Raw genomic sequence first — 14,072 nt, forward strand, 5'->3', positions numbered from 1 at the left:
CTATTGGTTAGTTTTAATCACCATATTGTTCCAAATATATCGCTTGTCGTGAGATAAACAAACCATAAACTGTGCCTCTTCATATCAGCACCGCTTTATGGGACACCAGTATTACCATGGCTATACAACTCGACGACCCCACCCTGCTGCGCAGCGAAGCCTATATCGACGGCAAGTGGCAGGCTGCGCAGCACGGCAAACGCTTCGATGTTCTCAACCCGGCCGATGCCAGCCGTATTGCCAGCGTCGCCGATCTCGGCGCGGCCGACACCAACCGCGCCATCCTCGCCGCCGAGCGGGCCCAGCGCGAATGGCGCGAGCGCCCGGCGAAGGTCCGCAGCCAATTGCTGCGCAGGTGGTTCGATCTGATCGTGGCCAACCAGGAGGACCTGGCGCGCTTGATGACGGCGGAACAGGGCAAGGCCCTTGCCGAGGCACGGCTGGAAATCAGCTATGCAGCGTCCTTTATCGAGTGGTTCGCCGAGGAAGCCAAGCGCCTGTACGGTGACGTGATTCCGGGCAGCGAAGATCGACGCCTGGTGGTGATCAAGCAACCCGTGGGCGTGGTGGCGGCGATCACACCCTGGAATTTCCCCAGCGCCATGATCACCCGCAAGGCGGGCCCGGCACTGGCCGCAGGCTGCACCGTGGTACTGAAACCCGCAGCAGAAACCCCGCTGTCAGCATTGGCGCTGGCGGCGCTGGCGGAACGCGCCGGCCTTCCCGCCGGCGTCTTCAACATCGTTACCGGCTCAGATGCACCCGCAATCGGCGATACACTGACGGCGAGTCCTGTGGTGCGCAAACTGACGTTCACCGGCTCCACGGCTGTGGGCAAACATCTGCTCGCCGCCAGCGCGAGCACGGTAAAGAAAGTATCGATGGAACTGGGCGGCAACGCTCCGGTCATCGTATTTGCCAGCGCCGATATCGACGCCGCTGTCGCCGGTGCCATCGCTTCCCGCTACCGCAACGCCGGCCAAACCTGCATCTGCGCCAACCGGTTACTGGTTCAGGACAGCATCTACGCTGAGTTTGTCGAAAAATTCACCTATGCCGCCGGACAACTACGCGTCGGCCCGGGACAGGATGAAAATAGCCAGATGGGGCCTATGATTGACAAGGGTGCCATGGACGCGGTGGATGCCATGGTTCGCGAGGCGGTCGCCGAGGGGGCCACTATCACCACCGGGGGTGCAGCCCTGGATAAACTCGGTGACAGTTTTTACGCACCCACGGTGCTCACCGGTGTCAGCGAGCGTATGCGTATCTACCACCAGGAGGTGTTCGGGCCGGTGGCACCGGTACTGCCCTTCAGCGACGAGGCCGAGGCAATCACCATGGCCAATGACACGGAGTACGGACTCGCCGCCTATATTTACAGCAATGACCACGGCCAGATCTGGCGCGTCAGCGAGGCCATCGAATACGGCATGGTGGGCGTCAACGAAGTGGGCATCACCGCCGAGACCATTCCCTTTGGCGGGATGAAGGAGTCGGGTCTGGGCCGTGAGGGCTCCAAATACGGCATCGATGACTACGTGGAAGTGAAATACATTTGCATGGGCGGGATCAGCAAAAGCTGAAACGCCGCGGTAAAGAGAGGAAAACAATATGTCTGCAGTAATCTATCCAACCACCAACCTCGCAGCGACCGAACAATTGCTGTTCGATCGCGGTGAAGGTATCTATGTCTATGACCAGAACGGCAAGCAGTATCTCGAGGGTCTCGCCGGGCTGTGGTGCAACGGCCTGGGCTACGGCAATCAGGAACTGATTGATGCCATCAGCAGCCAGCTTGCGAAGCTTTCTTATTCGCACAGCTTCGGCGGCAAGAGTCACCAGCCTGTCATCGACCTGGCCGACAAACTGGCCGGCATGGTGCCAGTAAAGGATGCCATGGTGTTCTTTGGCAACTCCGGCTCCGATGCCAATGACTCGCACATCAAGCTGCTGCGCTACTACTTCAATGCCATCGGCAAGCCGGAGAAGCGCAAGATCATCACTCGCGAGCGCGCCTATCACGGCGTCACCGTGGCCGCCGGTTCATTGACCAGCCTGCCGGCCAACCTCGCCCACTTCGATGCGCCCCTGGATGCCCTGGGCATACTGCGTACTGACCACCCGCACTATTACCGGGGCGCCGGTGCCGGTGAGAGCGAGGCGGATTTCGTCTCCCGCATTGCCGGCAACCTGGAGCAGCTGATACTTGAGGAGGGCCCTGAGACCATCGCGGCCTTCATCGCCGAGCCGATTACCGGCGCCAGCGGCGTGATCGTGCCACCGGCGGGCTACTACGATGCGGTACAGGCCATTCTCGACAAGTACGACATATTGTTCTGGGCCGACGAGGTCATCACCGGCTTTGGTCGCACCGGCAACCTGTTCGGCTGCGACACCATGAACATCAAGCAGCCGGCGATGATGACCTTCGCCAAGCAGCTCTCTTCCGCCTATTACCCGATCAGCGCCTCCATCATTCGTGGCGACATGTATGAACCCATGGTCGCGCCCAGCGCCGAGGTCGGCATTTTTGGACACGGCTACACCTATTCCGGTCACCCCGTGGCCTGCGCAGCGGCGCTGAAGACGCTGGAAATATATGAACGCGACGGCCTGTATGACAACGCCGCGGCAATGGGCGACTACCTGCAGACAAGCCTGCAGACACTGTATGACATCGACATCGTTGGTGAAGTGCGCGGTGCGGGCCTGATCGCGGCCGTGGAACTGGTTAGCGATCGCGAGCAGAAGACACCTGCGGTTGAACTGGCAAAGAAGGCCACACTCGCCTGCCAGGAGAATGGCCTCATCGTACGCAACGTGGCCGGGAACGCGCTGGCACTGTGTCCGCCGCTGATCATCACCCGCGACCAGGTCGATGAGATGGTGGACAAACTGCGCCGCTCTATCGAGCAGGTAGCCTGAGCAGCCTGTGCCCCGGCCAACATGGGGCCGGGGCTAGTAGCGGATCACTCGCCATGCCAACACCAGCAGCGCCGCGTTCACCAGGGCGATGGCGCTGATAATCCACACCGGCCCGCCACTGCCGATAATCGGCGACACGATGAACGGCCCGAGGCCACCGCCGATGATTGTCGTACAGCCGTTGTAGATACCCATGGCGGGTGCCGCCAACTGTAGCGGCACGATGCGTTGTATCATCGCAAATTCGCAGGCATTGAAGGCGGAAATAAGGAATACGCCGAGGGAGAAGCAGCCCAGCACCAGCCACAGCGCCTCTGCCTGCAGGCCCAGGTAAATCATCACTCCCGCACCGGAAAAGCCCACGGCGCCCAGCAGCGCGCGAATATTATAGCGGTCGCCCAGTGTTGCCCACACGCCAATGCCCAGTAATGAGAACGTGTAGGGTATCGCCACCAGCCAGGCGATCTCCTCAAACGGTATGCCCCTGCTATTGGTGAAATAGGTCGGGAGCCAGCTGGACATCCCCAGCGCCACCACGTTATTGACGATACCGATCAGGCCCAACAGCAAAAAACGCGGCAAGCGCAGCAACTGCCGGATGGTCAGCGCGTCGGGATACTCTGCCGCTTCCTCGGCCTGGCCATTGGTGATCAGGTCCAGTTCCGCCTCGCCTACGCCATCGCCCTGGCTGGGCCGGTCATGTACAAAGCGCAGCACCAGCGGCAGGCTGACCAGCGCCCCGAACAGGGCAATGAGGATAAAACCGGTACGCCAGCCTATCCAGGACATCAAGGGCACGAGCAGCAACGGCGACAGGATCACCGCGAGGAACAATCCGGAGACAAAAATACTGTTGGCGCGAGCGCGCTCTTCCCGTGGAAACCAGGTCTTGATCAGCTGGCTCACCATGGGCACGTGCACGCCTTCACTCAGGCCCAGCAGCACCCGCGTTGCCATCAGCAGCATCAACCACTGGCTGACCCAGGCACCCATGGCGGTGAACAAGGACCACAGGGTGACGATCACCAGCAATGAACGGCGCGGGCCAAAGCGCGCTGCCAGCGGCGTCAGAAATATATTAGCGAGGCCGTAGCCGGCATAAAACAGACCCATCAGCAGGGATCCGTAATCCCGCGTCTGCTCCGCGCTCCAGCCAAACTCCACGGCCATAAGTGGCACGGCAAAGCTGATATTCAGCCGGTCCAGATAGCCGACAAAGAACGTGACGCACAGCACCAGCGCCAACTGCCAGCGACGCTCCTGTAGGACGGGCCAGGCCAAACTCAATGCACGTCCGGGTTATAAAGCCGGTTGATAAATTCGCCGAGCAGCATCTCCCTGGAATCCGCGGGCAACTGGTTGAGCATATTGTTGATCTCTTCCATCTTGCCCGGCAGGGCGCTACCGTCGCTACCCAGTACCTCGCTCAGGTGGTCCATGACCTCCGGTCCGGAATTGACGATGAACTCGCGCAGGTCATCGGGCATCACGAAAGGCTCCTTGTCCCGCTGCTCGGCACGCACGGCGGCCACCACCTCGGCGAGATCACGTACGAACTCATCCACCTGGTGCGCATTGTGATAACCCACAGAAAGGTGCATGTTCTCGCTGCTGTTGGCAAATCCGAACTGAGGCTGGATAAACCAGCCGCGCGCCTTCATCTCGTCCGCGACCGGGAAAATATTGAAGTCTGTCGCGCGAATGGCCAGCATGTTGATCTGCGCCTTGCCCATCATCTCCAGCCCGTCGATACGCTCCACAGCGTCGACGATTTTTGCCGAGGCCTCCTGGGACGCCTTTACCAGGCGGAGGTAACCCTCACGGCCAATATAGTTGAGAATCGCCCAGCAGGCGGCTATGGGGCCGCCACCCTTGGTGGAGGTCACGCCGGGATTGATCACCGCGTAGCCGGTCCAGTTGGCGTAAGAGAAAATCTGGTAGCGGCGGATGGCGCGATCTTTGTACAGAATGCAGGAGGCGCCTTTTGCCGCATAGCCCCATTTGTGGAAATCCATCGACAGCTGGGTCACGCCGGGCACAGAGAGGTCAAACTCGGGAATGTCGTAACCCAGTTCCTTCGCAAAAGGCAGGTACATGCCGCCCACACAGCAGTCCACGTGAAAGCGCAGCTGGTGACGGAGGGCGATCTGGCCCAACTCGGTGATCGGGTCAATGGCGCCGTGCGCATAGGACGGCGCCGAACCTACCATCAGTATCGTGTTCTCGGTTATCGCCGCTTCCATGGCCTCGGGGATCGCACAGAAGTCGTCATCCACGTCCACGGTCACTGCCTTGAGGTCAAAATACTGGCAGGCCTTGTGGAAGGCCGGGTGCGCAGTCGTGGCCATGAGTATTTCCGGCTCGGTGATGTCCGGGCGAATGTCACGGTAGTAGTCGCGCGTGGTCTTCAGCGACAGCAGGATGGACTCCGTGCCACCGGAGGTGAAGGTGCCTGTGGCGTCGTCGCCGCCATTAACGAGATCGACGGCCATGCCGATCACCTCTTTTTCCAACTCCATACAGCTGGGGAAGGAGGTGGGATCGAGACCGTTCTCCATCAGGTACAGGCTGAACGCATCTTTCAGCAGCTTTTCGGCCTCGTCGCCTGCATCGTAAATATAGGCAAACACGCGACCCTCTTCCCAGGGCACATCATCCTGTTTGCGCGCCTTTAAACTACTCAGGATGTCGTCGGGCGACCTGCCCTGCTGGGGAAATTTCATGACTGCTACCTCTGCAACGTCGGCCCCTATGAGGGGGCCGTCCGGGTTATTCGGGAAGGATTAAAACTTGATATCGAGGCGCACGCCCGCCCAGCGGGGCTTGCCAACCGTGCGCTGGAATCCGGTGTAGAAGGTTTCCAGGTTCTCGATGGCGGAGCTGTATTCTTCGTCGGCAAGGTTTTCGACGAATGCCTGCACGCCCCAGTGCTCGGCGTCATAGCCGACACGGACGTTCCACAACTCGTAGCTGTCGATGGCCCGCTCGGGTGTGTTGTCGGCGCTGGCGAACTGGTCATCGATAAAGCTGTAATCCACACGCGCCCAGGCCTCGCCCGCGCCCAGGTCGAACTGGTATTCCAGGCCAGCGGTGAAGGTGTTTTCCGGGGCCAGCGGGATGGTGTTTCCGTTGGCATTAAACAGGGCGCCATTGGTATCGATGGCGTTGTCGAACTTGTCGAACTCCGCCTCCAGGTAACCGTAGGCGACATCCAGGGTCAGGCCCTCGGTCAGCAAGGCCTTCACTTCAAGCTCAACACCCTGGGTATGGGCTTCCTCGGCGTTGACCACAATCTGTCGCTGCGTGCGCACATCCTGGCCACGCACCTGCAGGTCACTCCAGTCAAAGTAGAACGCGGCGGCATTGAACTGCATGCGGCTGTCCCACAACGAGGACTTGAACCCAACCTCGTAGTTCCAACCGGTTTCTTCATCAAAGGTGAGTTCCACCAGGTCCTGTGACGCATTGAAGCCGCCGACCTTGTAACCCTTGCTGATGGTACCGTAAACGGTCCAGTCCTCTGCCGGGAACCAGGTCAGGTTAAGCCGCGGGCTGATGTCGTCAAAGGTTTCGCTGTCACTGATATCTGACACCGGGATAGTAATGGTGGGACGGGTGAGTTCGTAGTACTCCACGTCGTCATAGGTATAGCGCAATCCGCCAGAGAGGCTCCACTGCTCGCTGATATCCCAGGTCAGGTCACCAAACACGGCGTAGCTCTTGGTTTGGGAGCCGCGATCCACGTCTTCAAAATTACCGACACTGATGCCTGAAGGACCGTTGAAGATAATATCGACCACGTCGCCGGGCAGGCCGAACTCGAGGATACCCAGCACATCCCAGACTGCCAGGTAAGGGTCGCTCTCCAGGTGGGTAGACAGGTCCGTTTCGTTAGTTTCGTCATCAGCATAAATAAAGCCGACCATCCAGTGCACGCTCTCATTGGCATTGGAGGCCAGCCTGAACTCCTGGCTGAAGGCTTCCATATCGCTGTCGCGTGACACCGTGAATGCCGGCGCTGAGGAAGCATCGCCCTCACCGGCCATGTCGTAATCATTTTTGATGTAACCGGTCACAGAGGTCAGCGTCACGGTATCGAAATCATACTCGATACGAGCGGTCACCATGGCAGTCTCACTGTCCATGCCCCGGCCCAGGTCGGTCGCGGTATCGGTGTAGTTATCCGGGTAAAACGGCACCTCCTGCAGTGGCCAGGGATCGAGGCCGAAGGTCGGGAACAGGAAACCGCCCTCTTCCACCACCAAACCAGGGATCTCACCGAGAATGCCGGTGGGCACCATGGCCGGGTAATCCTGCTGCATCTCCGACCAGGATACGCTGAAATCCGCGACCAGGGCGCTGTTCGGCTCCCAGCGTAACGCCGCCCTTATGCCCTGGTTTTCCTCGGCGTTGGAAGCGTCTGAGGGGCCCTTGTTGTCAATGTAGCCATCGTTCTCGTCATAGTAGGCGGCGCCACGCAGCGCCAAGGTATCGCCCAGTGGCACATTGCCGGTGGCCTTGGCCAGGTAGTGACCGTATTCGCCCGCTTCCAGGGTAACTTTACCGAAGGCTTCGTTCACGTCCGGCTTCGCGGTGGTGATATTGATGGCCCCGCCCATGGTATTGCGTCCAAAAAAAGTACCCTGGGGGCCGCGCAGCACCTCGATCCGCTCGATATCCAGCAGGCTGGTATCGGCAGTGCGCGAGGTGCCGTTGGTCAATACGTTTGGCACCACGTTGAACTCATCCACATAGATACCGACGGCGCTGGCCTGACCGCCGATGTTGGTCACCCCACGGATACCGAACTTGGTATCGGCGCGGTTACCGCGCTGCTGGAAGCCCACGTTCGGGGTTTTGATGGCATAGCCGCTGAAGTCACTGATACCGGCGCGGTCGATGACATCCTCGGTGAAGGCGGTGACGCTGACAGGAACGTCCTGCAGCGATTGCTCGCGTTTCTGCGCTGTAACTACCACCTCTTCCAGCGCCAGCGGCGCATCAGACTGGGCTGCCACCTGGGCTGACGCGGCTGCGGCAACGGCCAGGCAAAGTGTTTTCAGGCTGAAACGATTCGGAGAGAGTGCACTCATGGTGGGGGCCTCTGTTGTTATGGATATCAATTGCCAGACCCGTATTTTGCACATTTGTACAAATTACTCAATACACCGGAAGCGAAAATCCTGCCGCTGCGGCAACTTTCTGCATCGATAGACCTGGTTTTCGGGCGCAAAGCCGCAGCAGTCCCTGGGCGGACTTGCCCGCTGGTTCCAGCCACACGGAGTTGTATTGACCGGGACAGACTCGACCGGCTATTGAAAGAATGCGCGGATTGATCGCGTGAAGAGGCCGTTCAGCGATCGGCCTGCAGCCGGGAAAGCATAGCGCCTAGCGGCTGGGAACGATGTGTTCCACGACAAGTTGTACACTGCTGCGCCCACGATACTCGTTGACGTCGAGACGATAGGCGAGCTGCAGCTGTGTAGCCGAGGGATCGGGCCATCGCTGCAGGTCCACGTTGAAGGCGATGGCATCGAGCAACTCACCACTGCCGGGAGCGGAAAGCACCAGCTTCAGGTGTTTTTCTCCTACCAGCCTCTGGTGCACCACGTCGAATACGCCATCGAAAACCGGTTCCGGGAAGTGCTGACCCCACGGGCCCGCATAGCGCAGCGTGGTCGCCGTCTCCAGGGACAGGTCCCGGGGTGACAGCTCCCCGTCGGACTCAACCACGGCCTGCAGGTGCACATCGCGGGCGTGGCGCTCCACCTCCTCGGTGAAAGCCCGCTGAAAGTCCGCGTACGCCTTGCGGGGTAGTGTCAGGCCTGCCGCCATGGCATGGCCGCCAAACTTGAGGATCATACCCGGGTGGCGCGTGGCCACGGCGTCGAGTATGTCGCGGATGTGAATGCCGGGGATGGAACGCGCCGAGCCCTTGATCTCCCCGGGGTCGCCATCAGCGAACGCAATCGTCGGCCGGTGCAAGCGGTCCTTGATGCGCGAGGCGAGAATCCCGATCACCCCCTGGTGCCAGTCAGCCTGGTACAGGGTCATGGCGATCGGCGCCGCATCGGCCGCGACTGACAGGTCGTCGAGCAGTCGCAGGGCCTGATCCTGCATGTCTGCTTCTATGATGCGGCGGTCCTGGTTCTTCTGGTGCAGTGCCGCCGCCAGTTCACGCGCTGCAGACCAGTCTTCCTGCAGCAGGCATTCAATACCCAGCGAAATATCATCCAGCCGGCCCGCCGCGTTGATACGCGGGCCCACGGCAAAGCCGAGGTCAGAGGCGACAACCGACTGGCTAGACCTGGACGCCACTTCCAGCAGCGCCATGATACCCGGCCGCGCCTGCCCCTGGCGTATGCGCTGCAGGCCGGCTGCCACCAGTATGCGGTTGTTCCGGTCCAGCGGCACCACGTCCGCCACCGTACCCAGTGCGACCAGGTCGGTGAACTGCCCGAGGTTGGGTGCCTCGCGCTCCCTGAACCAGCCGCGCTCCCGCAGTTCTGACCTCAACGCCAGCATGATGTAGAAGATCACCCCCACGCCGGCGAGATTCTTGCTCGGAAAAGTGCAGCCGTCCTGGTTGGGGTTAACGATGACATCTGCCTGCGGCAGCGTCTGGCCGGCCAGGTGATGATCGGTGATCACCGTGGTAATGCCTGCGTCGCGTGCTGCCGCCACGCCATCGATGCTGGAGATGCCGTTGTCTACCGTCACGATGAGTTCCGGAGAGCCCTGCGCCAGCGCCAGCTCGACAATTTCCGGCGTCAGGCCGTAGCCGTACTCGAAGCGGTTGGGCACCAGGTAGCCCACATTTTTGGCACCGAAGGCACGCAGCGCGGCCACGGCCAACGCGGTACTGGTGGCGCCGTCTGCGTCGTAGTCACCAACAATGAGGATGTGCCGGTCGGCGGCTATCGCGTCCGCCAGCACAGCGGCCGCTCGATCAGCGTGCAACAGTCTTTCAGGGCGCAACAGCTGCCCCAGCCCCAGTTCAAGGTCGGCAGGGTCTGCCACGCCGCGCGCAGCGTAGACGCGAGCCAGCAGTGGATGTAGCGGCGTATCCTGCCAGGCAGCGGGTGGGTCAACCGCGCGCCTGCGAATGGTTTTCTCCACGCCGGGAATCTCCTCAGGCGTTGATATTGCCCGCCATAAAGGCCTGCACCGCTGCCAGTTCATTGGGCAGCACTTCACAGCGCTCGGGGCGCTCAAACAGGTCACGCAGATGGTGTGGCAGGCTGGGCGCCTCGTCGAGGCCCGCCTGCTTCACCGCGTCCGGGAACTTTGCGGGGTGGGCGGTAGCCAGGGTGACGACGGGCACACTCGCAGGCAGGTCACAATCCAGGGCCGCTTTCACGCCGATGGCGCTGTGCGGGTCGAGCATATACTCGCAACGATCCCAGGTGGCCGCGATCTGCTCGCGGGTTTCGTCATCGCTGACACGACAGCTGGAGAACAGCGTCTTCGCTCGATCCATCGCCGCAGCAGAGAAACTGATGTCGCCCGCATCGAAACGCGACATCAGGTCGCCTATCGCTGCGCCGTCGCGCTGGTAGAGATCGAACAGCAAGCGTTCGAAGTTTGATGACACGGTAATATCCATGCTCGGTGACAGCGTGTGCTCCAGTGACTGCCTGCCGTAGGTGCCGCTGGTCAGCACCCGGTGCAAGACATCATTGCTGTTGGTGGCGATGATCAGCCGCTCTATCGGCAAGCCCATCTGCTGCGCCAGGTAACCGGCAAAAATATCGCCGAAGTTCCCGGTGGGTACGGAAAACGCCATCTTGCGGGCCGGCGCGCCCAGGGCCACGGCGGCGTAGAAGTAGTACACGATCTGCGCCATGATGCGCGCCCAGTTGATCGAATTGACCGCCACCAGGCGACGGTCGGCTGGCAGGAAGCCGCGATCGTTGAAGCTGGACTTGACCATCGCCTGGCAATCATCGAAGTTGCCCTGCACCGCCAGGTTGTGGATGTTGTCGCCGACGACAGTTGTCATCTGCTTGCGCTGCACATCGGACACCCGGCCGTGCGGGTGCAGGATGAAGATATCGATATTGTTGCAGCGCTTGCAGCCTTCGATAGCGGCCGATCCGGTGTCACCGGAAGTTGCACCCATGATCACGACTTTCTGGTGTTTGCGCTCGAGCACGTAATCCAGCAGGCGCCCGAGCAATTGCAGGGCGAAATCCTTGAACGCCAGCGTGGGCCCGTGAAACAGCTCAAGCACCCACTGGTTGTGATCGAGTTGCACCAGCGGCGCCACGGCGTCATGCCGAAACTCGGCGTAGGTGGATTGCAGTATGGCTTCTAGATCGGCCTCCGGGATGCAATCGGATACAAACGGCGCGATGATTTTCTGCGCCAGTTGCGGATAATCCAGCTCTGCCATCTGCTCGATGTCTGCAGCGCTGAATTGCGGTAATGTCTCGGGCACATAAAGTCCGCCGTCGGCGGCGAGCCCCGTGAGCAAGACGTCTTCAAAGTTGAGTGCCGGGGCCTGGCCCCGCGTGCTGATGTACTTCACTGCTTGTTTCCTACCCGTCCAGTACTTCCACCCGAATACGGGCGATTTCACTGGAGATCGACTCCAGCGATTCAATGGCGCTGACTGCTTTTTCCATGCGTCCCTGCGCGGCGCTGTTGGTGAGCACGATCAGGGGAACCCTGGTCTCTCCCTCCGCCGGGGCTTTCTGGATCAGTGCTTCGATACTGATCCCCTGCTCGCTGAAAATCGACGCAATTTGAGACAGCACGCCCGGTTTGTCCTCCGCCACCATGCGCAGGTACCAGGGCGTCACCACATCTGCCATGGGCACGATGGGGACTTCAGCCAGGCAGGCGCTGGCGACACCGAGAGCGGGCACCCGACAGGCCTGGCCCACAGATATCTCACGCGCCAGATCGACAATATCCGCTACCACGGCCGAGGCAGTGGGTTCGGCGCCGGCGCCGGCGCCATAGTACAGGGTGGGCCCTACGGCATCGCCCTCGACCAGCACCGCGTTCTTCACGCCATTGACATTGGCCAGCAAGCGCTGCTCCGGGATCAGCGTGGGATGCACACGCAGTTCCACACCCGCTCCATTGCACTTGGCCACCCCGAGGTGCTTGATACGGTAACCGAGCTCCTCGGCGTATTCCACGTCCTGCGGGGTCAGGCGCGTGATGCCCTCGGTGTAGACGGAGCTGAAACGCAAAGGCATGCCAAACGCCAGCGAGGCGAGGATCACCAGCTTGTGCGCCGCATCGATGCCCTCGACATCAAAAGTGGGGTCGGCTTCCGCATAACCCAGTGCCTGCGCCTCGGCCAGCACATCGGCGAAATCACGACCTTTGTCGCGCATTTCGCTGAGGATAAAATTGCCGGTGCCGTTGATGATTCCCGCCAGCCACTCGATGCGATTCCCCGAGAGCCCCTCTCGCAGCGCCTTGATAATGGGAATGCCACCAGCCACTGCCGCTTCGTAGCGGATCACCACCTGGTTCGCCTCGGCCAGGGCAAACAGCTCGTTGCCAAATTCAGCGATCAGGGCCTTGTTGGCGGTGACCACGTGCTTGCCATTGCGCAGGGCCAGCTCTACCAGCTCCCGGGCAACGGTGGTGCCGCCAATGAGCTCCACCAGGACATCGATCTCCGGGTCCTGGGCCACCGCGAAAATATCACGACTGACCTGAACCCCTTCCAGGTCGCAGTCCGGATGATCGCGCCGTGCGCCCACGTGCACCACGTCGACGGCACTCTGGGCCCTGGCGCGGATCAGGTCCGCGTTGCGCTGGAGCACATTAAAGGTACCGCTGCCCACGGTACCGAGGCCGCATATTCCCACTTTTACTGCTGCTGAGCTCATTCTATGCCCGTCACTCCCTGCTGGTGGCTCGCGATTCAGGCGAAACCGTCCTGTTTAATCATTTTCTTGATGCTGCGCAGTGCCTGGCGCGTGCGATGCTCATTCTCGATCAGGCCGAAGCGCACATAACCCTCGCCATACTCACCAAAGCCAACGCCCGGTGACACCGCAACCTTGGCCTCGCGCAGCAATTTCTTGCTGAACTCCAACGAGCCCAGTTCCGCGTAAAACTCGGGAATCTTCGCCCACACAAACATGGTTGCCCGTGGTGGTGTCACTGGCCATCCAGCCTCATTGAGACCGTGGCACAAGACATCGCGCCGTGAGCGGTACATATTGTTAATTTCCTCGACACAGGCCTGGTCACCCTCGAGCGCCTTGATCGCGGCTACCTGTATCGGCGTGAACATGCCGTAATCAAGGTATGACTTGATGCGCGCCAGCGCACCGACCAGGGTCTTGTTGCCGCAGCAGAAGCCCACGCGCCAGCCGGGCATATTATAGCTCTTGGACATGCTGAAGAATTCCACAGCGACGTCCATCGCCCCGTCAACCTGCAGGATCGAGGGTGCCACGTAACCGTCGTAGCACAGGTCCGCATAGGCCAGGTCCTGGACCACCCAGATCTTGTGCTCGCGAGCGATCGCCACTACCCGCTCGTAAAACTCCAGCTCCACACAGTGTGCGGTAGGGTTGGAGGGAAAATTGAGTACCAGCATTTTCGGCCGCGGCCAGCTGTTGTGGATGGCCTTTTCCAATTCCACAAAGAACGCGTTCTCGTCCTGACCCATAGGCACATGGCGAATATCCGCGCCGGAAATGACAAAGCCATAGGGATGTATCGGATAGGACGGGTTGGGCACCAGCACCGCATCGCCCGGCCCGGTGCAAGCCAGCGCCAGGTGCGCCAGGCCTTCCTTGGAACCGAGTGTGACGATAGCCTCGGTGTCCGGGCAGAGTGTCACGTCGTAGCGCCTCTGGTACCAGTCACAGATGGCCTTGCGCAACCGCGGTATACCCTTGGACTGCGAGTACCGATGCGTATCACCGCGCTGTGCCGTTTCCACGAGTTTATCGACAATGTGAGCCGGTGTGGGCTGGTCGGGGTTGCCCATGCCGAAATCGATGATGTCTTCACCGGCCGCCCGCGCGCGCTGCTTCAAATCGCCAATGATGTTGAAAACATAGGGGGGAAGGCGTGAGATTCGCCGAAATTGCTCGTCCACGGTAGTCGCTCTGTTCCAGGGCCCGCAGGGCCGGGGGGGTGATAGCCAAAAAGGGTGGAAACAG

9 protein-coding genes are annotated in these 14,072 nt (G+C 60.6%); 2 read left to right on the forward strand and 7 right to left on the reverse strand.

Going from position 1 to position 14,072, the window contains the following annotated elements; genetic code table 11:
- Positions 1-116 precede the first annotated feature (116 nt).
- Both F0M18_RS06400 and F0M18_RS06405 read left to right on the forward strand, forming a co-directional pair.
- Complete coding sequence (locus F0M18_RS06400; protein ID WP_188109617.1) at positions 117-1,586, forward strand: NAD-dependent succinate-semialdehyde dehydrogenase; 1,470 nt, start codon at positions 117-119, stop codon at positions 1,584-1,586.
- Between the two features lie 28 nt (positions 1,587-1,614).
- Positions 1,615-2,928, forward strand: coding sequence for an aminotransferase (locus F0M18_RS06405; protein WP_149610569.1), 1,314 nt, complete (start codon positions 1,615-1,617; stop codon positions 2,926-2,928).
- 33 nt (positions 2,929-2,961) lie between these two features.
- On the opposite strand, the gene F0M18_RS06410 is transcribed toward F0M18_RS06405, so the two are convergent.
- The 7 genes from F0M18_RS06410 to alaC all read right to left on the reverse strand — a co-directional run bounded on the left by F0M18_RS06410 (position 2,962) and on the right by alaC (position 14,008).
- Entirely contained in the window at positions 2,962-4,209 is a 1,248-nt protein-coding gene (locus F0M18_RS06410) for an MFS transporter (RefSeq protein WP_188109618.1), read from the reverse strand.
- Positions 4,210-4,211: 2 nt separating this feature from the next.
- Positions 4,212-5,651 (reverse strand): pyridoxal phosphate-dependent decarboxylase family protein, encoded by a 1,440-nt coding sequence (locus F0M18_RS06415; RefSeq protein WP_149610571.1) that lies wholly within the window; start codon positions 5,649-5,651, stop codon positions 4,212-4,214.
- Positions 5,652-5,711: 60 nt separating this feature from the next.
- Entirely contained in the window at positions 5,712-8,021 is a 2,310-nt protein-coding gene (locus F0M18_RS06420; RefSeq protein ID WP_188109619.1) for a TonB-dependent receptor, read from the reverse strand.
- A 295-nt stretch (positions 8,022-8,316) separates the two neighbouring features.
- Positions 8,317-10,056, reverse strand: coding sequence for a single-stranded-DNA-specific exonuclease RecJ (recJ, locus tag F0M18_RS06425; RefSeq protein ID WP_394349389.1), 1,740 nt, complete (start codon positions 10,054-10,056; stop codon positions 8,317-8,319).
- Between the two features lie 4 nt (positions 10,057-10,060).
- The gene (thrC, locus tag F0M18_RS06430) at positions 10,061-11,458 is read right to left on the reverse strand and encodes a threonine synthase (protein WP_149610574.1); all 1,398 of its coding nucleotides are present in this window, start codon (positions 11,456-11,458) and stop codon (positions 10,061-10,063) included.
- A 10-nt stretch (positions 11,459-11,468) separates the two neighbouring features.
- A complete protein-coding gene (locus F0M18_RS06435; protein ID WP_149610575.1) occupies positions 11,469-12,782 on the reverse strand; it encodes a homoserine dehydrogenase in 1,314 nt (437 codons plus the stop codon).
- A 35-nt stretch (positions 12,783-12,817) separates the two neighbouring features.
- Positions 12,818-14,008, reverse strand: coding sequence for an alanine transaminase (gene alaC / locus F0M18_RS06440; RefSeq protein WP_149610576.1), 1,191 nt, complete (start codon positions 14,006-14,008; stop codon positions 12,818-12,820).
- Positions 14,009-14,072 lie beyond the last annotated feature (64 nt).

Source organism: Pseudohalioglobus sediminis (genome assembly GCF_008370495.1).
In the GTDB taxonomy this organism is placed as follows: domain Bacteria; phylum Pseudomonadota; class Gammaproteobacteria; order Pseudomonadales; family Halieaceae; genus Halioglobus.

What these genes read in the sequence shown, in the direction of transcription:
- F0M18_RS06415 (WP_149610571.1), bottom strand. Translation starts at nt 5,651, where the DNA reads ATGAAATTTCCCCAGCAGGGCAGGTCGCCCGACGACATCCTGAGTAGT.
- F0M18_RS06405 (WP_149610569.1), top strand. Translation starts at nt 1,615, where the DNA reads ATGTCTGCAGTAATCTATCCAACCACCAACCTCGCAGCGACCGAACAA.
- F0M18_RS06420 (WP_188109619.1), bottom strand. Translation starts at nt 8,021, where the DNA reads ATGAGTGCACTCTCTCCGAATCGTTTCAGCCTGAAAACACTTTGCCTG.
- F0M18_RS06400 (WP_188109617.1), top strand. Translation starts at nt 117, where the DNA reads ATGGCTATACAACTCGACGACCCCACCCTGCTGCGCAGCGAAGCCTAT.
- F0M18_RS06435 (WP_149610575.1), bottom strand. Translation starts at nt 12,782, where the DNA reads ATGAGCTCAGCAGCAGTAAAAGTGGGAATATGCGGCCTCGGTACCGTG.